At 49.3% G+C, this 21,102-nt stretch carries 20 protein-coding genes and 1 pseudogene; 4 read left to right on the top strand and 17 right to left on the bottom strand.

Going from position 1 to position 21,102, the window contains the following annotated elements; all coding sequences use genetic code 11:
* Positions 1-4 precede the first annotated feature (4 nt).
* From B4F99_RS08115 to B4F99_RS08065, 11 genes and pseudogenes are all read right to left on the bottom strand, one after another.
* Entirely contained in the window at positions 5-1,156 is a 1,152-nt protein-coding gene (locus B4F99_RS08115; protein WP_290756646.1) for an aminotransferase class I/II-fold pyridoxal phosphate-dependent enzyme, read from the bottom strand.
* Entirely contained in the window at positions 1,153-2,223 is a 1,071-nt protein-coding gene (locus B4F99_RS08110; RefSeq protein ID WP_290756643.1) for a lipid II:glycine glycyltransferase FemX, read from the bottom strand. Before B4F99_RS08110 ends, B4F99_RS08115 begins: the two co-directional genes overlap by 4 nt.
* A complete protein-coding gene (locus B4F99_RS08105; RefSeq protein WP_290756640.1) occupies positions 2,204-2,824 on the bottom strand; it encodes a sugar transferase in 621 nt (206 codons plus the stop codon). The genes B4F99_RS08110 and B4F99_RS08105 overlap by 20 nt, the downstream gene beginning before the upstream one ends.
* Before the next feature lie 15 nt (positions 2,825-2,839).
* Entirely contained in the window at positions 2,840-3,949 is a 1,110-nt protein-coding gene (locus tag B4F99_RS08100; RefSeq protein ID WP_035410382.1) for a glycosyltransferase family 4 protein, read from the bottom strand.
* Positions 3,937-5,276, bottom strand: a pseudogene (locus B4F99_RS08095) (nucleotide sugar dehydrogenase). The gene B4F99_RS08100 and the pseudogene B4F99_RS08095 overlap by 13 nt, the downstream one beginning before the upstream one ends.
* Before the next feature lie 12 nt (positions 5,277-5,288).
* Positions 5,289-6,638, bottom strand: a complete 1,350-nt coding sequence (locus B4F99_RS08090; RefSeq protein WP_290756637.1) for a phenylacetate--CoA ligase family protein — start codon at positions 6,636-6,638, stop codon at positions 5,289-5,291.
* On the bottom strand, positions 6,628-7,662 hold the full coding sequence (locus tag B4F99_RS08085) for an NAD-dependent epimerase (RefSeq protein ID WP_290756634.1): 1,035 nt from the start codon (positions 7,660-7,662) through the stop codon (positions 6,628-6,630). The genes B4F99_RS08090 and B4F99_RS08085 overlap by 11 nt, the downstream gene beginning before the upstream one ends.
* A complete protein-coding gene (locus B4F99_RS08080) occupies positions 7,652-8,938 on the bottom strand; it encodes a hypothetical protein (protein ID WP_290756631.1) in 1,287 nt (428 codons plus the stop codon). Before B4F99_RS08080 ends, B4F99_RS08085 begins: the two co-directional genes overlap by 11 nt.
* Before the next feature lie 12 nt (positions 8,939-8,950).
* Positions 8,951-10,210 (bottom strand): oligosaccharide flippase family protein, encoded by a 1,260-nt coding sequence (locus B4F99_RS08075; RefSeq protein ID WP_290756628.1) that lies wholly within the window; start codon positions 10,208-10,210, stop codon positions 8,951-8,953.
* Positions 10,211-10,225: 15 nt separating this feature from the next.
* Complete coding sequence (locus B4F99_RS08070) at positions 10,226-12,091, bottom strand: polysaccharide biosynthesis protein (RefSeq protein ID WP_290756625.1); 1,866 nt, start codon at positions 12,089-12,091, stop codon at positions 10,226-10,228.
* 21 nt (positions 12,092-12,112) lie between these two features.
* The gene (locus tag B4F99_RS08065) at positions 12,113-12,748 is read right to left on the bottom strand and encodes a YveK family protein (RefSeq protein WP_231496901.1); all 636 of its coding nucleotides are present in this window, start codon (positions 12,746-12,748) and stop codon (positions 12,113-12,115) included.
* A 338-nt stretch (positions 12,749-13,086) separates the two neighbouring features.
* On the opposite strand from B4F99_RS08065, the gene B4F99_RS08060 reads away from it, so the two are divergent.
* Together B4F99_RS08060 and B4F99_RS08055 are read left to right on the top strand one after the other, a co-directional pair.
* The gene (locus B4F99_RS08060; protein WP_290756622.1) at positions 13,087-14,355 is read left to right on the top strand and encodes an O-antigen ligase family protein; all 1,269 of its coding nucleotides are present in this window, start codon (positions 13,087-13,089) and stop codon (positions 14,353-14,355) included.
* A 29-nt stretch (positions 14,356-14,384) separates the two neighbouring features.
* On the top strand, positions 14,385-15,143 hold the full coding sequence (locus tag B4F99_RS08055) for a homing endonuclease associated repeat-containing protein (RefSeq protein WP_290756620.1): 759 nt from the start codon (positions 14,385-14,387) through the stop codon (positions 15,141-15,143).
* Positions 15,144-15,208: 65 nt separating this feature from the next.
* Here B4F99_RS08055 and B4F99_RS08050 read toward each other — a convergent pair whose 3' ends face one another.
* Both B4F99_RS08050 and B4F99_RS08045 read right to left on the bottom strand, forming a co-directional pair.
* Positions 15,209-16,204 carry an ATP-grasp domain-containing protein gene (locus B4F99_RS08050; protein WP_290756616.1) on the bottom strand — a complete coding sequence of 332 codons (996 nt, stop codon included), beginning with the start codon at positions 16,202-16,204 and terminating at the stop codon, positions 15,209-15,211.
* A gap of 17 nt (positions 16,205-16,221) precedes the next feature.
* Positions 16,222-16,746, bottom strand: a complete 525-nt coding sequence (locus tag B4F99_RS08045) for a VanZ family protein (RefSeq protein ID WP_290756613.1) — start codon at positions 16,744-16,746, stop codon at positions 16,222-16,224.
* A gap of 207 nt (positions 16,747-16,953) precedes the next feature.
* On the opposite strand from B4F99_RS08045, the gene B4F99_RS08040 reads away from it, so the two are divergent.
* Complete coding sequence (locus tag B4F99_RS08040) at positions 16,954-17,373, top strand: helix-turn-helix domain-containing protein (protein ID WP_214852259.1); 420 nt, start codon at positions 16,954-16,956, stop codon at positions 17,371-17,373.
* A gap of 38 nt (positions 17,374-17,411) precedes the next feature.
* On the opposite strand, the gene B4F99_RS08035 is transcribed toward B4F99_RS08040, so the two are convergent.
* The 4 genes from B4F99_RS08035 to B4F99_RS08020 form a co-directional block, all read right to left on the bottom strand.
* Positions 17,412-17,723, bottom strand: coding sequence for a hypothetical protein (locus B4F99_RS08035; RefSeq protein WP_290756610.1), 312 nt, complete (start codon positions 17,721-17,723; stop codon positions 17,412-17,414).
* A 141-nt stretch (positions 17,724-17,864) separates the two neighbouring features.
* Positions 17,865-18,602, bottom strand: a complete 738-nt coding sequence (locus B4F99_RS08030) for a hypothetical protein (RefSeq protein WP_290756607.1) — start codon at positions 18,600-18,602, stop codon at positions 17,865-17,867.
* A complete protein-coding gene (locus B4F99_RS08025) occupies positions 18,595-19,800 on the bottom strand; it encodes a hypothetical protein (protein ID WP_290756604.1) in 1,206 nt (401 codons plus the stop codon). The genes B4F99_RS08030 and B4F99_RS08025 overlap by 8 nt, the downstream gene beginning before the upstream one ends.
* A gap of 79 nt (positions 19,801-19,879) precedes the next feature.
* On the bottom strand, positions 19,880-20,026 hold the full coding sequence (locus B4F99_RS08020; RefSeq protein ID WP_290756601.1) for a hypothetical protein: 147 nt from the start codon (positions 20,024-20,026) through the stop codon (positions 19,880-19,882).
* Positions 20,027-20,173: 147 nt separating this feature from the next.
* Between B4F99_RS08020 and B4F99_RS08015 the strand changes: the two genes are divergently transcribed.
* Positions 20,174-21,052, top strand: coding sequence for a helix-turn-helix domain-containing protein (locus tag B4F99_RS08015; protein WP_035410425.1), 879 nt, complete (start codon positions 20,174-20,176; stop codon positions 21,050-21,052).
* Positions 21,053-21,102: the final 50 nt, after the last annotated feature.

Genomic DNA, 21,102 nt, shown 5'->3' with positions numbered 1-21,102 from the left:
ATATTCATGACTGGACGTTCCGGCGTACGGTCGTCTGCAAGGCGTGACGAACGTTTCGGATGACGACGGCTTGTTCGGTGAACGTCATTTGTGAAGCAGACGGAAGGCAGATTCCGTCTTCAAATAGGCGACGACTAATATCATCTCCTTCTGCTGTGACGAATGGTACGTCGCGATAGACGGGCTGTAAGTGCATCGGCTTCCAGACCGGACGGGATTCGGCATTCGCTTGTTGGAGCGTCTGGATCATTTCGTCGCGTTGCACTTGACCGCCTGGTAAGAGAAAAGCACTGAGCCAACGGTTGGCGAATGTTCCGGTCTGCTCGACTTGCGACTTGACGCCGTCCGGCGCAAAGGCACGATCGTAACGATCAAAAATTTTCCGCCGTGCGTCGACGCGTTGATCGAGGACTTCGAGCTGTCCCCGTCCGATCCCGGCAGCGACATTACTCATTCGGTAATTGTAGCCGACTTCCGTATGCTCATAATGCAAGACCTGCTGTCGCGCTTGTGTTCCAAGATAAAAGGCACGTTCGATCAGAGCCGGATCATTGGCGACGAGCATCCCGCCGCCTGACGTCGTGATGATTTTGTTGCCATTGAATGAATAGATTCCGAACGTTCCGAACGTTCCGGTCATCCGCCCGTTGACACGAGTCCCGAGTGATTCTGCAGCATCCTCGATCAACGGAACATCGTACTCTTCACAGATCGCAGCAATCTCCTCGATTTGCGCGGCGACACCGTACAGATGAACGACGATGACAGCCTTCGGAAGTCGACCACGTGTTGCCGCCTGGATCAACGCCCGCCGGAGTGCGACAGGCGACATGTTCCAGGTCTCTTCTTCCGAGTCGATCAATACAGGTCGCGCTCCGACATACCGAATCGGATTCGTCGAGGCAATGAACGTCAAGGACTGACAGAAGACATCATCCCCCGTCGTGACACCGATTGTCGCGAGCGCCAGATGGATCGCTGCTGTCCCACTGCTCGTCGCAAGCGTTGCACCAGCTCCTGTGTACGCTTGCATATCTCGTTCAAAGGCATCGACATTTGGTCCAAGAGGGGCGACCCAGTTCGTCTCGAGTGCCTCGGTGACATAACGGGCTTCTTGACCACTTAAATGCGGGATGGAGAGTGGGATGTGTTTCATGATGTTTCCTCCCTTCGAGGTGACAGATGGCGAATCGGTGTCCGGTAGAGCGGGAACCAGTGACCCATTTGAGTTTCCGGATGTTGTCGTTCGAATTGTCGCGTTAGACGCTCATAGATCGTGGCATCCAGAATCGACGTACCGAGTCCAAAAAACGTTTGATTCGCACTAAAGGATCGTTTGTAGGCAAGCAAGCTATCCGTATTCGATCGTGTCGTGCCTCCACCGAGATGAAGCGCTTGAAAACCGGCTTGTTTTGCCCAACGAATCATCTCAGCGAATAACAGATGATTGGGTCGAAGGACTAACGACACGGGATCAGACGCACCGAGATGATAATGAGCGAACTGGCGACCGGTCAAGACGATGCACCCGGCGATGATGCGCCCTTCATGTTCAGCTAGCAACAGCACGTTGTTAATCCGTCCGTCCGCGAAGTGATCGAAGTAGGTCTGATCAAAGTAATACCGGGCATCCGCTTGATGTTTGTCCATCGTCATCTGATAGAGATGCGCGAAGTCCCGGTATTCTTCCGGGCGTCCCAGACGAATCGTCACGCCTTCTCGACGTGCCTTCCGGATGTTGCGTCGCGTCATTTGCGAAAAGTCGCTTTCGATCATCTCGAACGGGTCCGTTAGTTCGAGTGTCACGGTCGGCTGCAGGATCTCCGTTTGATGGCACCAGTATTGACCCAGTTCTTGATTGTGCAAGAGTGGATGGAAGCGAACCGTCTCTGTGACGATTCCCGTCTCATTGCAATAGCGTTCGAATCGCTCGCGCGCTTCGCGAATCTGATCGAGTGACCAGATGCCTTTGAAGGAAGGACCCCCATAGCCGTAAGGTGTCGTGATGTCCTCAAAGAGTGTGCCTGGAATCCGTCGCCGCAAGTACGGATAGATCAACGTCCCAAACTCCGTCGGATAATAAAATAACTCAGGAATCTCGTCGTGTTCCTTCGCGAGTTCGAAGTAAGCATGTTCGTAATAACAATCGAGCTGATAGGTCGCGACGAGTGCATCCCATTCGCGCGGATCCCGGATCAACCGTTCATCGCTTAACGACATCATGGGGAACACCTCCGTCGAGACCCTTGAACTCACCCATCCCAGTCTGATGAGCTGTCGAGTTCCCTTCTGACGAGATGACCATCTTGAACGTCTTGAACAGGATATAGAGATCGAGTCGGAACGTCTGGTGTGCTGCGTACCATTGATCTTGCTCGAGGCGTTGTTGCCACGTCGTCGCGTTTCGTCCATGAATCTGCGCCCAGCCCGTCAGACCAGGAAGGACATCATGCCGTGTCATCTGCTCCTTCGTATAGTGGTTCAAATAACTGACGAGTAACGGACGCGGCCCGACGAAGCTCATCTGTCCGCGAAGAATGTTAAAGAACTGCGGAATCTCATCAAGGCTTAAGCGACGAATCCACTCGAGTGATGCGGGAATCCGGTCTGCATCCGGGAGAAGTTTTCCCTCAGCATCCGTTTCGTTCGTCATCGTGCGGAATTTGTAGATTTTGAACAACTCCCCCTTGTAACCCGGGCGGACTTGATTGAAGAAAATCGGACGACCGAGCTTCGTATAGATGACTAAGGCGACGAGGGCGTAGACGGGAATCAGGATCAAGATAGCGATAAGACTAACCGTGAAGTCGAATGTGCGTTTCATGATGACGTCCTCCTTTTACATGGCTGAAAAGAGATCAAGTTGTCGTTTGATGACGTCGGCTTCGTTGAAATGTTTCATGGCACGGTCAAATCCGTTCCGTCCCATCTCGTTGGCACGGTCAGGATGTTCGACGAGTGTGTTCATCCGTTTGGCAAGCTTCGTGATATCGCGGACTTCGATGAGATAGCCTGTCTTCCCCTCGACGACTTCCTCACGACAGCCGCGGATGTTTGTCGCGATGACTGGTTTTGCGCTCGCCATCGCTTCGATGATTGATCGTGGTACGCCTTCGCGATGCGACGGTAAGACGAAGGCATCGACTTGTTGGAACAAACCCGGTACGTCTTCGACGAATCCAAGGTAGTCGACGTTTGGAATCTCGCGGATCCGCCGTAAGAATAAGTGTTTCGTCGTCTGATCGCGCTCGCTTGCCATCATCTCACCGGCAATAACGAGACGGGCTTCCGGGTGACGATAGACGACATCCTCGAATGCATCGAGCAGTTCGAGAATTCCTTTCTCTTCGACGATCCGACCGATGAATAAGAACGTAAACGGCGCTCCGGCTTCACGTGGTCGTGGGTAGAAGCGGGTCAAGTCGATGCCATTTCCGAGATGCATCAGCCGGGTATTCGCTTTAAAGCGTTTGCGCTGGGCGAGTTGATAATCTTCCTCGCTTTGAAGGAGCAGATAATCGGTCGCGAGACGTGCCAACCACTTTTCGACTGAATACGTTAGCTGATACGTCATCCGCCCCATCTTCTCGTGGAAGTAAAAACCGTGTGCCGTATAGACGATATGCTTCGTCCCGGCACGTTTGGCGGCGACCCGTCCGAGGGCAGCGGCGACCGGTGTGTGGACATGGACGGCGTCGTAACCATCCTCTTTCAAGATTCGCGTGATTTCACGGATCGTCCGCCAGTTACTCGTCCAGTCGATTCGCCGCTCGATCGGAATGTCATGCATCCGGAATCCCTTTGCTGCCAGTTTCACCGAGGCACCCGTGTCGGCACAGGCGATGCCGACGTCGTGCCCTGCATTTTGTAAAGCGAGTAAGAGCGGCTGCAACATCGTCTCTGCCGTCGTATCGAGAGCACAGACTTGAAGGATTTTTAGAGGCGCCATACGTGGACCCCCTCTGGCTGTTCTGCCCGTGGCAACATGCCTTTGATGTCAACGACGATCCCGCGGCCGACCTTCAGTAAGTGTTGTGCCAGATTCCAACCGCCTTCGACGTATTCTTCGTGTGAGACGGCGAAGATGACGACGTCGGCTGGTTTGAGTTCACTCATCTCGAGTAAGTCGATCCCGTACTCACGTTTTGCCTCACTCTTTTCGACGAGTCGGTCCGTCACTTGGACGTCGATTCCGAACTCTTCGATTTCATGAACGAGGTTCGCAACTTTCGAGTTGCGGATGTCGCTGACGTTTTCCTTGAACGATAATCCAAGAATTGTGACCCGGGCGCCGAGCACCGGCATGTTCTGTTTGATCAAGTTCTTAACGAGCGCTGTGGCGATGAAACGCCCCATCGTATCGTTGATCCGGCGACCGGCAAGGATGACTTCCGGGTGGTAGCCAAGNNAGCCTTCATCGTCAGATAGAACGGATCGACACCGATACAGTGACCGCCGACGAGACCCGGACGGAACGGGAGGAAGTTCCATTTCGTACCGGCTGCTTCGAGGACTTCAAGTGTATCGATGTTCATCCGGTCGAAGATGATTGCGAGTTCGTTCATCAAGGCGATGTTGAGGTCGCGTTGTGTGTTTTCGATGATTTTTGCTGCTTCCGCGACCTTGATCGATGAGGCACGGTGGACACCGGCTTCGACGACGGCTTCATAAACTTCCGCGACGATATCCAGTGTCTGTTCATCTTGGGCGGAGACGATTTTTTTAATCGTCTTGAACGTATGCTCATGGTCACCCGGGTTGATTCGCTCCGGTGAGTAGCCGACGAAGAAGTCGACACCAGCGCATAAGCCGGACGCTTCTTCAAGGACCGGGATACAATCTTCTTCCGTAGCTCCAGGGTAGACGGTCGACTCGTAGACGACGATGTCGCCTTTATTGAGCTGGCGACCCACGAGGTGCGACGCCCGTAAGAGTGGTGTCAGGTCCGGCTGGTTCTGTGCATTGATTGGTGTCGGAACGGCGATGATGATGAAGTCGCTCGCCTGCAGTGCCGATGGCTCTGAGACATAATCAACGGTCGCGTTCTTTAACGTGAAGGGACTCAGTTCGAGTGTCGCGTCGATGCCTTCTTGGAGTTCTTGAACGCGTTGTTCCTTGATGTCAAAGCCGACGACGTCTGTTTTTTCGCCAAAGGCGACGGCGACGGGAAGTCCGACGTAGCCGAGTCCGACGACGGCAATCGAACGGTTGGCAATGGGAAGTGCACCCGTATGGGCTGCTGTCGTATCTACGATGTGTTTGACTGCCTTGTTCATGTTGGGTTCCTCCTATTTCATCGACTGTTTGACGATCAATGTTTTTCCGTTCGGTTCTTGTTTGACGTGTTCGACGGGTTCGAGGACGATTTTCATCTCGGAGCCGAGTAACTTGCGCATCTCGTTCAAGAGAATCTGTTCGTGCTTCGGTTGGAAACGTTTCGCATCCGGAATATAGCGGAGTGTCACGTGATTGAGCGCATGCTGCTCGACTTGGAGCCGTAAGACTGAGTTCGGCAGTTCCCGGGCAATCGTCGTGATGTCTCCTTCGAAGACTTTGCCGCGCTTCTCACTGACGATGTAGCTCGTTCCCCGTCCGTCGATCGAAGCGATGACAGGACCATTCAAACCGCAATTGCATGTCTCGTCACTAAGTGTCATCCGGTCACCGATCCGGTAACGAATCAGCGGTGTGCCGCGTGTCGTAAAACAGGTGACGACGACTTCTCCGTCCTCTCCATACGGTTCGATGATGCCAGTTTCGTGGTGCAGATGCAGTTTATGATGGCGACACTCTGAGATGATTGGTGCCCCTTCCGAGGAACCGTATTGATCAAAGACCGGGACGCCGAACGCTTCCTCAAGGATGGAGCGCATCTCCTCCGTCACCGTTTCTGATGTCGGGAAGATGGCAATCAGCGGGATATCCAGTTGAATGTGGTGCTTCAGCATATAACGGGCGATTTCGACCATCGCCGTCGGTGTTCCGTCGAGTGCGCGTGGTTGAAAACGATTCAGCTCCTCGATATAAGCTGGGAAGTTCTCTTCCTTCATGTGAAAGATCGAGACGAGCAACTGATTGAGTGGCCGGTTCATCCGCCAGAAGATCGGTTTCGTTTGATCGACGGCTGTCAGCGTCCGACCGGTGAAGCTTGCCCGGCGCATTCCGGCCTTGAAACCGTGGAGTTCCTTGAAGTAATCAAGATGGGCCATCCGTTCCTGGACATCCTCGCGCATGAACGCAACTTGGAGCGACTTTCCGCTCGTTCCTCCTGTCCGTCCGCGGACCGGCGCATCGACACGGGACATGAACGCATCATTGTTTTGGCGAAGCGTCTCTTTTTCAAGGATCGGAATCGTCTTCAGCTGCTCGAGTGACGTAAACGGTAACTGGATGTCATGTTCGTGAAAGAGTTGTCTGTAATACGGTGTATGCGCCACAACAAACGCGAGAAAGGCATTCAGACGTTCGAGTTGTTCCGCTTGGTAATCCCGCGTCCGGTCCTTCATCCGGAGCTCCTTCATCTTTTGCTCATAGAAGTGACCGTAGCGTTCTTGCATCAACTTCCGACCGTATAACGAGGTCAGCCAATTTTGGATGAAAATTGGAGAGCGATAGTAGATATTCTCTTTAAGCGCCATCTTGGATTTCCTCCTTCATCAAGTAATGGCTCTCGTACCAGTCGATGAATGCATGGACACCAGCTTCGACCGTCGTCTGTGGTCGGTAGCCGATTGTCTCAAATAGTGAGGAGACATCGGCGAAACTTTCCGGGACGTCACCCGGCTGTAACGGCATCCCGTTCTTGATCGCCGTCTTACCGAGGCGTCGTTCAATCAAGGCGACGAATTCACTTAAGCGAATCGGGCTATGACTACCGATGTTGTAGACGCGATACGGGACGTTGCTACGATCCGGTAAGGGATTTGACGCGTCAAACGTCGCGTCGACTTCCGGTTCAGTCTGGAACAGACGATAGATGCTTTCGATGATATCGTCGACGTAGGTGAAGTCCCGTCCCATCTCGCCGTAGTTGTAGAGATCGATTGGTTCGCCCTTCGCAATTGCCTCCGTGAATTTGAACAGTGCCATATCCGGGCGCCCCCATGGACCGTAGACGCTGAAGAAGCGAAGGCCTGTCGTCTTGATTCCGTAGAGACTGCTGTACGTGTGTGCCATCAGTTCGTTCGCTTTTTTCGAAGCGGCATAAAGACTTAGCGGATGATCGACGGCATCCGTCGTCGCAAACGGCATCTTCGTATTCGATCCATAGACGGAACTCGATGAAGCGTAGATCAACTGCTCGACGGGATGATGGCGACACGCTTCTAGAATCGAGAGAAAACCGACGATGTTTGATGTCATGTAGACGTCTGGTCGGTCGATGCTGTAGCGTACGCCTGCCTGTGCTGCCAAGTGGAGAACGAGATCAATTGATTCCTGTTCAAAGATTCGCGCGACGTCTCCCGTCTCTTCGAGTGAGACCCGGTAAAACGTGTAGTTCGTGCCGAGTTCAGCAAGCCGGGCTTCTTTTAACGTCGGGTCGTAATAGTCGTTTACTTCATCGAGTCCGATGACCCGGTAACCCTCCCGGATGAAACGACGTGCGGCATGAAATCCAATGAAGCCAGCGATACCAGTGATTAAGATCGTTTTACTCGGCACGGTGTTCGACCTCCTCGAAGTAGTGGCGCGCTTGCAGGCGCATGTAGTGAACGGATGTATAGACGATGAGTAACATCGGGAACAACTTATACCGGTGTCGAATGGCCGTTCCGACGTTGCCGGTTCCAAGACCGAAGATCAACGCGTTGAGTGCAAAAAGAAGGAAAAAGAAGAAGAGGACGCTGCCGAACGGATGCTGACGAATCAGTTTGAACGACCGAATGATGGCAAAACAACCGATGAAATAGAAGACGGCGTCAAGGAAGAAAATCAGGATGTTCATGACACTCGACCACTGCCACGGGAATGGTGAGAACAGGAAGTAGATCATCCGGATCGGTGAGTAGAGAATCATGTCGCCTGGACCTGTCACCGTCAATCCGTTCAAGTAAGCGGAGCCGCCACGATCGTAACTCATCCCGCTGAACAGCTGTCCGTTTTCCGAGACGTGGGTGAACTTCGCGAACAAGACGTCTTGGAAGCTGTAGACGATGAAGCCGACGACGAGTACTTGGAAAATTAGTCGCTGTACCTTGGTCGGTTCAAAGTCCATGCGTCGTGTCTCATGGCTATAAAACGAGAAGTAGACGAGTAAGACGACGATTCCAACGGCAAGACCGGAGTGGAACATCGTACTGACGAAGTAGCCGAGATACGCGAGAATCATGTACCTGCCGGACTTCTCTTCCGTCCAATGCACCATGTAATAAAGCGTGTAGACGATACCAAGAGCGACGATCTGATCCCGTAAGAGAATCGGTGAGAGCAACAATCCTTGCGGGAAGAACGCGAAGATGAGTGTTGCACCGAAGACGTATCGTTCCGGTAAACGTAATCGCTGTAACGTCTTTGCTAGAATGACGACGGCGACGACGCCAAGGATGACGTTGAAGAACTGAGCTAGGATCCGTTCCGGTCCGAACATCAGATAGAAGATTCCGAGAAACTTGGAGTAGGTGCCGCGGACGACATCGTTAAAGGTCGACGGGTCGGTGAAGATTTGGACACCCTCGAGATGAAAGGCTTCCGTATCGTCCCCACTGTGCGGCGGTAAGCGGAACAGTTCGAGATCGATGAACATCAAAACCAATCGGACGAAGAAAGCGGTGATGAAGATGAGATAGAGCGGCGTCGTCTCGGCTTGGCGGAGTAGGTAATAGAGAAACAACACCGAGTTGATGAGCAGCAAGGCGGTCACGTACGTGTCCGGGAAGAGCGACCGGGCGAATTGACAAACGAGCGCTTCGATGACGATGAGTAAGAGAATTGGTCGCATCTTCTTCCCTCCTTAACTGCTTTGTTCGACGACGAGGGCGACGTTTCGTGGATACAAGGAGCGATAGAGCGCGGGTAACAGTAGGACGATTTGAGTGACCGCGCAAAGTGTGTATGCAATCGTCGCCCCGTATAGTCCGTACAACGGAATCAAAAGGCTACAAGCGACGAGATTGACGACGACACTGCCGAAGATCGAGAGTGTTTGGATTCGAAACTGCTGGAAGCCGGTCAGTAGTGCTTGAATGACGGTCGAATTATAGAAGAACAACGACGCGACCATCATCAAGACGAAAATCAGATGATATTTGACGAACGACGCATTGTAGAAAATCGTCAAACCCCACTTTCCGAAGAAGATTGCTCCAAGAATCAGGAGGATCCCGACGACGTTCGTCATCAGTAACATCGACCGTGTCAGCTTGCGCAGTTCCGGTAAACTTTGGCGTTCTCCAGTCTCTGACGAGAAGTTCGGCAATAAGACAGCAATCAAGGAGTGGATGAACAGACTACCGAGTACGAGTAGATAGGCAATACTTGCATAATATCCGAGCTCTTCGGTTCCGATCGCATGTCCAACGAATAACCGTGGGATGTTCGCGTTCAAGGCGATCAGTAGAGCGACGAACCCGAGTGGCATCGCTTTAAGGAACAACTCCTTACCGGATCGATATCGTAAGTCGAGCGCTTGATTGTCAAAACCACGACCGACCCGGCGAATCGTCGGGAGATCGTAGACGAGTAACATGATCAAGTTACCAGTGATCAAGGCGATGACGAATCCCTGGATCGAATGGGTCGTAAAGAGGACGAGTGCTGCGCCTGAGACATTCAGGAGACTGCGAAAAATCTTCGAGATGGCGACTTCCTTGAAGGCAGTGTGTCCCTGTAAGAAGCCGTATCCGAGATCAGCGAACGACTCCATGTATTTATTGAGATAGACGAGTAACGTCAGTAGTAAGATGTTCGCTTCACCGAAGAAATAATAGACACCAAGGAGGACGAACACACCTGCCGAGAGGAGCGAAAAACGGGTCTTGATGAAGAGCCAGAAGTTCGTCAGTCCAGCCCGTTCTGCCGTCAGGATCATACTGGCATTCAGCCAACAGAACATGACGATTGGTGCGGTGATGGCAAGGGCGTAATTGAAGTAGCCGATATTGAGCGGCGTACTCCATTTGATCAGGAGCGTCAAAATCATCCATTGATGCAATGAATATGCTGTATCCGCAATGAAGATGAGATTGAAGCGAGACAGCCGGACCGTTTTCATCGTTCTCCCCCCTCTCTATTTACGAGCGATCCGCATCGTCGGCGCGACTGGGTCGGCATCAGTCTCGTTCGTCACTTCTAATAAATACTGGCGAAGTGTCTCGTCCCGATCGAGCGCTTGGGCGATCTCACGCAAGTACGGATCGACGGAGCCGAACGGGCGTGTCTTTCCGACGAGGATTTTATCGAAGACGAGTTCGTCATGCACCTCATCACGAGCGAGCAGTTCCTCGTAAAGTTTCTCCCCTTTTCGAATCCCGCTATAGACGATCGGGATCTGTTCTTCCGTAAATCCACTCAAGTGAATCAAGTTTTTCGCAAGTGTCGTGATGTGGACCGGTTCACCCATATCGAGGACGAACACTTCGCCACCTTTTGCGAGGACACTCGCTTGAATGACGAGACGACTCGCTTCCGGAATCGTCATGAAGTAACGTGTCATCCGGGGATCGGTGATCGTGATCGGCCCGCCTTTCGCGATTTGTTCCTTGAAAAGTGGGATGACGGAACCGCGGCTCCCGAGGACGTTGCCGAACCGGACGACAGCGAACGTCGTTTCGCTATTTCTTGCCATCTGCTGGATGACCATCTCAGCGATTCGTTTCGTCGCGCCCATCACGCTCGTCGGATTGACTGCCTTATCGGTCGAAATCATGACGAAGCGTTTGACTCCAGCCGCTTCTGCTGCTCGGGCGACGTTACGTGTTCCGTAGATATTATTCTTGACGGCTTCGCTCGGATTATCCTCCATCAGCGGAACGTGCTTATGGGCTGCCGCATGATAGACGAGGTCCGGTTCGAAGCGTCGCATGACTTCAAGCATCCGGTCACTGTCCTGTACATCGGCAATGACGGATTCGAACTGGATGTCCTGGCTGAGACACTCGAGTTCCCGGCGAATCAGGTAGATACTGTTTTCACCGTGTCCAAGAAGGACAAGTCGTTCAGGACGAAAACGAATCAGTTGCCGGCAAATCTCGGAACCGATTGATCCACCGGCACCGGTGACGAGGACCGTCGCTCCATGCACGCTTCGTTCGATTTCCGTGATATCAAGCTCGACTGGTTCCCGTCCGAGTAAATCAGCGATTGAGACTTCACGGATTTGTTGAATCGAAACCTTACCGGAAGCGAGTTCGACAAGCATCGGTAACGTATGCGCCTCGACTTGCGTCTGTTTAATTCGATTCAACAGTTCGATTCGTCGCGGATACGATAAGGACGGGATCGCGAGGACGACCGCTTCAATCTTTTGTTCCTCGATGATGCATTCAAGTTGCTCGATCGCTCCGATGACAGGAACACCGTGAATTCGCATCCCGCGTAGTTCAAGCGAGTCATCGAGTAATCCGACGACGTTTAAGATATGCGATTTCTTTTGTTTCAGTTCTTTCGTGATCATCTGTCCGGAAGCTCCGGCACCGATGATTAGCGTCCGTTTGCCTAGCGTCTTATGCTCCGGAACGAGTCTGAGACTACGGCCACGAATCAACAACCGGACGAATAAGATACCGTTCAAGACAAGTCCCGTCTGCAAGAAGATTGCCCGTTCGACCGCGAAGTCGAACAACGCGTATTCAAGACCAAGTAAAACGAAACTGCTGGCAAGGACGACGACGAGGAGAACGGCGAGATCGCGTAAACTCGCATAGCGCCAGATGATTTGATAGAAACGCATCCAATGCGCGACGAAGGTGAGGGCAATCCACTGGATGAGGGCGATTTCGAGCGCATCCTGTAACTCGAAATTGACGGTGAGATGGAGCGGATTAAAGAAGTAGAACGTTACTACGGTTGCGAGTGCGATGACTCCGGCGTCGATCAGGCGAAGGAGTCCAATCTTCAACTGCCGACGATACGGGGTAAGCGGGGAATGCTGCATGATGGTGTCTCCTCTCCTCTCTCATGAGTGCGTCCGGGGAATGACTTTCGGATAACTGTCGGTCGCTTCACGTGTCACTTCTTTTTTGCTTAACGAGCGCGAATAGACGATCAGGAGTCCGAGCATTAAACCAAGGACACCACCGATTCCCGTATTCATCAAAATGTTCGGGGATACGGGCTTCGTTGGAATTCGTGCACTGGAGAAGACTTCCGTCTTACTCGTGTTAATCAGTTGCGGGAGATAATCCTGGAAGACTTCCGTCATCGTATTTGCCTGAATGGCTGCCTGCTCCGCTGAACGATCCGTGATGGATAAGGCGATGACTTGCGAATCGAGATTGCTCGAGACCGTCAGACGATCCGTCAAATCGAATAATCGCTTGTCGGTGACGTTCATCTTTTGGGCGACCTGATCGACGACCTCTGGGCTTCGCAAGATATCTTGATAGGTACTGACGAGTGTCGGCGTCGATGTCGCCTCTGCGTTTGCTTGAGGAACGACGAGGATGTAGGCCGTCGCTTCATATGTCTTCGGAATGACATACGTGCTGAGTGCATATCCGGCACCTGCGAAGAGCATCGTGAAGAGTGCCAGTAGCCACCAGCCGCGTCGGAGTGTCGTCAGATGATCTCCAAAGGTTTTTCTTTGATGCATCGAGCTCACTGTTGTTCACCTCTTTCTAGCTTGACCGAATGGATGGACATTGGTTATGTCTACACCTTATTTCCAATCGAATTCCAAAACAATTAGAGCTTGGTGAAAATGATTATATTTTTTTCGGTAGCTATCTCGTTTGCGTGACGCGAGTTCACAGCAGGAACTCATGTCACAAAAAAAACGCGATTCACGAAAAAATGATTGCGTTTTTCTTAATATTTTTTCATTGGTCTGCATGATTTTTTAAAAGATGAGGGTAAATACAAATTTGACGATTAAAAAGTATTTGAATCGGTAATAAGTCCTATATGAAGGGTGGATAGTCTTTAGAAATCATGTTAAAATCAGCCAATATACCCACATCGTTTGCCTTATCCATCCTAGTCATTTGGATCATGCTCGATGCTTGGATTCGTCCTCTATCCTTTACGGACGAAGTGTTACCGAAACAGTGGTCACTTTGGTTGCTTCCTGCCTACATCGTTCTGTTCAGCGTCTGTTGGTTCATCTTACGACCGTTCTATCGCGTCAATCGCACAACTGGACATCAAATCGGATTTATTTTTCTGATTTATCTGACATTTCATATCGTATTTTTCTTTTTTAATGCGAATACGGATCGTGTCCTTGCTTCGCTTTACCTCATTTCGACTTGGCTTTTCGTCGGCATCGTCTCTTCGCTCTCACGTACATCGATCGACCAATGGCATCGTCTTCTGTATTACTTCCTTTACGGACAAGCCGTCTTTCTCGCTTCCTACGCACTCATCGTCTCGTTTGGCACAGAGTATGTTCCGGTCGAAAACCTACAATGGCTTCGAATCGGTCCTTTGTCGTTTCCTCAGCTGTATGTCGGAGAGCAAGGTTCATTCCTTCGCCTCGCTGGACTGACGAACAATCCGAATACGTTCGCAGCGTGGCTCGTTCCGGGAGGACTGCTTGCTTGGTTCTATCTACTGCGACAGTTTCCACGTTGGCAAAGTCTTCTGCACGCTGTTTTCTTACTGCTGATCGTCATTGCCTTGCTAAGGAGCGGTTCGCAGACAGGAATCTACTCCTTCGTCCTCTTGGCACTCTTGACGAGTATTCGAATGGTTCCGGGAACGAGACGCCGGATGCAGGTCGCTGCCTGTTATGTGACAGGAAGCCTGATCTTATGTGCCGTCTTCGCATTTCAAGGTCTGCTTCCCCGTTTGCTCAGTCTTAACGGACGATTTACGCTTTGGCAAGCAGGATGGCACGCTTCCGCTGACGCACTCTGGTTCGGTCACGGGATTGGAAGTGCCCCGCGTGGACTGCAGGAACAACTCGGTGAACGGATTCTTTATACATTTCATAGTACACCGATCACGTTTCTCTACGAATTCGGTCTCATCGGCTGTCTGCTGTATGGTGCAGTCTTTCTGTATCTGTTTTATCGACTGCTTCGCATTCAGACGACGGATCTCGCTTTCCTCGCGCTCTTGCTAGCCAGCTGGCTCGGGTTACTCCAATTCACGGAAAGTGTTCTCGTCAGACCGAGTGGATTTTATTTCATTTGGCTCAGCCTTCTCGCTTATGCGTCGATTCGTCGACTTCCACCTCACGACAGTACCCACACCTAGACGCACCTACACGAAAGGGGTATGACATCATGAAAAAATGGACAGAACAACAAGTCATCGATAGCCTGATCGAAGCTAGTATCGAATATCCCTCTCTCGACGCAAAGACATATGCGCGCTGGTCGGTCGGAAAAGACATTCCATCGATCACGACGATCATTAATGTATTCGGCTCTTGGCGTGAAGCACTCCAAGCCGCTGGTCTCTCATCGATCCGTCCATATTTTTCAGATGAAGAGATTCTTGCTTTCATCAAGGAAGCATCGACACGTTTACATCCTTTCCATAGTAATAGCTACCGGGAGTGGGCAAAGGCCAAACACGGTCCATCCTTGACGCTGATCAACTTACGTTTCGGCTCTTGGTCACGTGCGCTTGAAGAAGCACAGATCGAGATGGCACGCTCCATCTCGATGACGGAAGAACGAATCATCACTGCTTTACTTGAAGCTTCCGATGTCCTTCCGCGTTTGACAACACAGACGTATGCGATTTGGGCACAGGAAAATGGACATCCGACAGTCGCGACGATTGCCCGTAAATATGGTTCGTGGGCAGATGCTCTCGCTTGCCTTGACATCGCTCCACCTCGCCGGAAATGGGTCGAAGAAGACGTCCTTGAAGCACTGCGACAGGCACAAGAAGAATTACCTTCTCTCAGCATCATCCATTATCGGAAATGGGCAGAAGGTCGCTCGGTTCCGAGCACCTCGACGATCAACGCCCTCTTCGGCAACTGGACCTCCGCCGTGCAATGCCTCAAGCGTGCACGCGTTTCTCTTTCCTAATCCTTCTCTTCCATCTAAAAAGGAGTGACCCGGTACGTTACCGGATCACTCCCTTTTCGTGCGTATCATGATTTTTCGATCTGCTCAAGTAGAGATGCTGGCAATAGTGTCACCGTATCGTGCTTCAACAAATAGATGTCTTCCGTATACGCCCCGATTCGTCGAGGATTGCGTTGCCCGTGGAGATTGTTTCGGATCGCTTTCGGAAAATTGACACCACACTCATAGGCATGAAGATACCCCCCACCAAATCGTGGATTGATTTCTGATAAATAGAGCGTGCCGTCCACATCAAACAGATCAAAATCTAGTGGCCCGACGAGACGAGTTCCCGCTAAGATCTGCTCAATCAATTCAAAGACGTCGTCGCGTTTGACGGAGCGACTCTTATCCGTTTCTCCTGCGCGCATGACGAGTTTCTCCTTAATGAAGATATCCGTCACTTCATGCGTCAGCCAATCGACATACACATCAACGCCAAGCTCTTGTCCTCTTAAGTATTCCTGAATCAATAAATTCGGATGGACAGCGAACATTCCTTCGACGACCTGAAGGGAGGAGACAACCTGGACATGAAGACTAGCACTGCCGTTACGTGGTTTTACGAAGACTGGAAATGCGATTTCCCCTTGCGCAAGCGCATTTTTGAATGCGTCGAGCGTCGCATATGTCCGTGCATGGGCAATCCCTTCCGTAACACAATACGTATACATAGCGTATTTATCAAAGCATAACTGGCACGCATCCATTGGGGAGACAAGAACCGTGACACCGATCGCTTCAAATCGTTCCGTTGCCGCTGCGAGCAACTCCAGTTCGGGATCGATCAATGACAACAGCGCCGTTACGCCTTCCCGCTGACACAACTCTAGTAGGTGATCGATATACCCCGGTGCGTCGATGCGCGGGACAAGATGATGACGTTCCGTCATATAAAGACCCGGTGCGAGTGGATTACAATCCGCAGTACTGACGTGACCGTCCGACATCTCACGAACGAAGTACTCGACCAGTTTCGTCCGGCGACCGACGCTTGTCATCAACAAATGAGAAGTCTTCATAGTGGCAATCTCCTTCGTTAAAAGTGATGCCTTTTCTTTTCGTGCCAGAAAGAAAGACTTCCTGCTTGGCGCTGTACTTTTTTCCTACGAACGAGCAGATAACATCCGATTCCGATCAATGCTCCGGTTCCATCGAGTAGCACATCTTGGACAAGACCAGTCCGGTCACCCGTTAAAATTTGATGAAACTCATCAAACACAGCGATGGTGATTGCTAATGAGTAAGCGAACAAGACGGCAAGACCCGGTGTCAAACGACGACGCGTCAAATCAATCAAGCCGATACCTAATACGAGAAACGTCGAGACGTGGGCTGCTTTACGAATGAAAAATTCAATGAATCCACTGCGTCCGAGCGCCGCTACACTGACTTCTCCATGATACGAGAAGGAGATGAATCGTAGATGATCGACGAATCCTAATGGGATATAGCGAGATAGATCAGGTTTGATCGATTGTGCCTGATAGGGCATCGAACTTGAGATGAAGAGGATCAATAGGACGGTAAAGACGACATAGCCGGACCAGGTGATTTTTTTCATGAAGACACTCCCTTATTTGATATCACTTTAGAATAGCATGGACAGAAACGATAGGCGATTTTCTCCAAAAATCAATTTCTATTTTAACCCATTTCATTTTTTTAGTTTCCTTGAAAAACGATATTTTACATTTATCAGGTTTCTTTTATACTGAAAGTGGTTAATTAGTACTATAAAGAATGAGCTGAAGAATAGGAGTGGAGTGCCATGAATCGTGCACTAGGTAAAAAAATCATGCAATTGCGCAAACAACACAAGTATACTCAAAAATTTTTAGGTGAACGGTGTGGTGAATCAGCAACGGACATTTCCGCTTACGAACGTGGTCAGCGCATTCCCTCTGCTCAAGTTTTGGAACGATTGGCTCTTGCTTTAGACACGACGATCATTGATCTCATCGATCCGAAGTATGTTCAGCATCCTTCATTGAGTGAATTCATGCACCAAGCGCTTGAACCATCGCAACCGCTTGATCTAAAGCTCATTCTTGAAGATTTACTGGTTCATCTCAGTCTATCGAAGGAAATCTATTTTGATGGTCGACTCGTCTCATCGTCTGTCCGAGATGAGATGGCAACGTCCATTGATCAAGCATTAAAGCGGGGTCTTTCTTCTATCGAAGCGTAAAAAAAGAGATCAAAATCAGCTGATTTTGATCTCTTTTGTTATTCTGTTTGGACGATATGATCGATGTATAATTGATTGTCGTCATATGTTGCTTCTAATAACTGACGAAAAAACGTATTTTCGCTTGTTTTCTCGGATACGAATACACGTGCGTAATGCTTATGCGCCTGCTCGAGTACAGTGAATTTCAGAGTACGGGCAGGTGAAGCGAAAAACAATTGACGACCGGGATAACCAAAGGCGTCCGTCGCTTTCGATTCTTCTAAGAAATGAAAAGGTTCGTCTGGAAACAAGGTCTCAATGAACGATAGACAACTTTGTTGAAAGGTACTTCCGCTCTGATTTTCCATGATACATCCGGCTCCTCTTTCTTATGATGTACTTTGAATCATGCAAAGGAAACTACTGTATCTCATTACCCGGTCTTTAGACCTATTCAAACCAATATATTACATATATTTTTTATTTTATTATTACATTATATTTTGCACTTATTGTTTTTCGAACTCTAATACCATCATTGATTTTCCTTCATATAGAAATTGTCCATGATAACGCGATAAGGTTGCAAATTCAAACAGCGTTTTTGGTTCGTATAGATATTCGACCGCATAACTGACTTTTTCCTCTTGTCCGGATTTGAGATAAGCGTTGAACAAGAGACGTTCCCCATCGATGTGATAGCCATAGAAAAGTAATGTCTTTTGAAAGCGTCGTGTCGCAATCGGGTGGACAATTGATTTCAGATGATCGATGTGATGCAAGGACACGAGCAAGCGTCCACCCTGTCGTAGCAACTGACGGATGTTTCGGAAGAACAACAGTAGTTCTCCGCGTGTATAACGTAAAATCGTCGTTCCCGGTAAGATGATTCGATCAAAATACTCAGGTCCGACGACGTCCGTCACGTCATGACTCCAGCCGTAGATCTTATGTCGATAGCGCTCCGCGATCTGTTTCGTCCGCGCAGCTTCTGGTTCGATCAAATAAAGATCATATCCTTCGTCCGACAAAAGATTAAACAGGGATGGATCAAACGTTCCGTAAAATAGGATCCGCTCTCCTTTTTGTAGATAACGTCGATAGAGCATCAACTCATCGACTTCATTTAACTGTTGTGCTTCTTGGTACAATCGACCAATTCGTTCATCTGCCTGTACATGATCGAGCACTTGGACACGGGAATAGCTACCTTTACGCAAAAACGGACCAAATAAGACCTCACCCATGATACATCAACTCCTTGTAATGCTGAATCGCTTCCGCATAATCTGCGCCGAGTCGCTCTGGCAACACGTCGAATTGTTCCTTTTGATCCGCTTCTAAAATCCAGAGGAACGCTTCGTTCGTCTCGAACAGACGTAACGTCGTTCGATCGAACGCAAAACACCCTTCCTCATTTTGAATGCCGATCAATGTTAACGGTCCAATCCGTCCAGACGTCCGGGGTAATTCAAGATCCGAGTAAGGGGTGATGAAACGGCTCGTCCCTTGAAACGACCCTGCCAGTTGATACAACAACGGAAACAACTCCAGTTCCGTTTGCGACGCGAGCGCCTCTGGTTGCGGTTGCTGTTCTCGAAGACATTCAATATCGCTTGAAATATCCGCACTCAACTGAATCGTTTTTTGTCGATCAGCGTAAATCCCATCCGCAAAAAAGAACAGGCGATGCGAGACGCGTAATCCGCTTACTGTCGCATAATCGAGAATCCCCATCGATTGTTCGTTTTGAATGCGCCCCGTTTGCTGCCAATCTTGTAACCGCTCGGCAAGTGCGTCGCGAGATAAGACTGTCAGCTGTGACGCAAGTGACGGAGATAAACGATCTGAGAACGTCAACAAAATCGGGGTCCGGCTCATCAGTTCGATGATCGGCAGATCGTGCCGCATCGGATGGTCAAAATAGATGACACTATTGATCGTCATCATTTGAAAACTGTCTACTGGAATCCGGTCCAACAATGAGCTGTCCTCGATGTAGACATGACGCAGCGGTTGTGGATGGTGCGGCACGGATGCGGGATAGACACCCGTCATCAACGAAAGGAGAGCATGATGAACAGCCGGAACGGATGCCGAAACCGGTATCTCTTCCTGCGGTAAGAAGAGACCGTTCAGGAAATCCGGTTGACCGAACAGAACCTCCCCGTTCTGCCGGATCAAATGAAACTGGACGTGTAGCATCTCGTGTTGCAAATAGGCAACGAGACGCAACGTACGCTCCCCTTCTCCTTGGAGGACGAAGACGTAGTGCTCATATTCCTGAAAATCCATGTAATCGAGTAAATCATGAAACGTATGCGTATCATAATCAAAGGCATCGATTGAAATACGATGTGCCTCACAAAAATTCTGCATCGCGAGGGATGGCAAGGAACGTTGTAACCAGCCGTCTTGTTCCGATAAAAGTGATAATCCGATCATGTCCTCTCTCCTTTCTCTTCAAGTGATTGAAAAAAGGGCTTCATTCTCTACGATCCGAATGAAGTCCTTTTTTTGTGTATTAAGCCGATTTGATAGTTGCTTTTGGTTTCGTATTAGTCCGGTCCATTTCCCGATGAGCGAGGGGGGCGACGGAGACGGTAGCAGGATTGAGACACCAAGCGCAAGAAGTCATGTTACGTCGCGTTTCTTTTAATATGAGTGTCATGGTTGTACCCCTTTCTGAATCAAGTGAGATGGTCGTTGAAACATTGATACGAAATCAAGTAAATCAGTGGTATCCCGTTCCATTCGCTTCTATAATAGAAATTGGTACCCTGTACCAGTTCAATCTTCACGAAAGGACGAGGAGCCGATGGATCAATTCATGTCACCGCAAATCGGCTTAGCATTACGCCGACTGCGAAAGAAACATAATCTGACACAAAAAGATTTAGCAAACGGAATTTGCAGTCAAGCAGAGATCAGTAAGATCGAGAGTGGTACCCATTCACCAACGGTTGAGCTTCTCTTTGCACTATCTAAAAAACTACAAGTTCCTTTTTCTTCATTCTTTGATCATGCCAATTATCGTGAAGCGTTTTATCAATTAGATGAACAATTATTAAAAAAGTTTCGAAATAACGAATTTGATAAAATTTACTATGAGACTAAATCTAAGTTAGAGCAACCAAATATAGATGAAGAAGTCATATTGTTGCTTAACTACTATAATAGTATTTCAGCTCATAAGTTAAATATGACTGACTACAGAACTTGTATTGTAGTCTTACGTCAACTGTCTGAAAAATACTCTTCAATTTTTTATTCACCAAGTATGATAATTCGAATAAAATCAGCAATTGCGAATCTATATTCTGAAAATAAAAACTTCACTCATAGCAGGAAAGTTTATGAAGAATTAATTGATTTAGACTTTGAAAATGAAGAATTAGTTTTAGATCGTATTCGTATTTTATATAACTTCTCTAAAACACTTTTACAATTGAAAGAACCTAACTACGCTTTAAAAGTCATTGAAGAAGGCATTGAACAAAGTTTGAAATATAAAGACATGTCAATGCTTGGACAGCTTTATTATCAACAAGGCGCTTGTTTAGAGCGCTTTAATGCGCATGAACATCATCAACGAATAAAACTTTCATATCAGCGTGCTCTCGTTTTTTTCGATTTACTAAAGATGAAGGAATATCAGTATTTCATACTAGAAAACAAATCAGAATATCTAGTCTAAATTTTATGCTTTATTGCTAACGATTCTATATTCATATGGCAAATCTTTTG

This window comes from Exiguobacterium sp. UBA3491, assembly GCF_002377745.1.
Classification (GTDB): Bacteria; Bacillota; Bacilli; order Exiguobacteriales; family Exiguobacteriaceae; genus Exiguobacterium_A.
The sequence above is the reverse complement of the archived record's forward strand: the minus strand, read 5'-3'. Positions and strand labels throughout refer to the sequence as shown.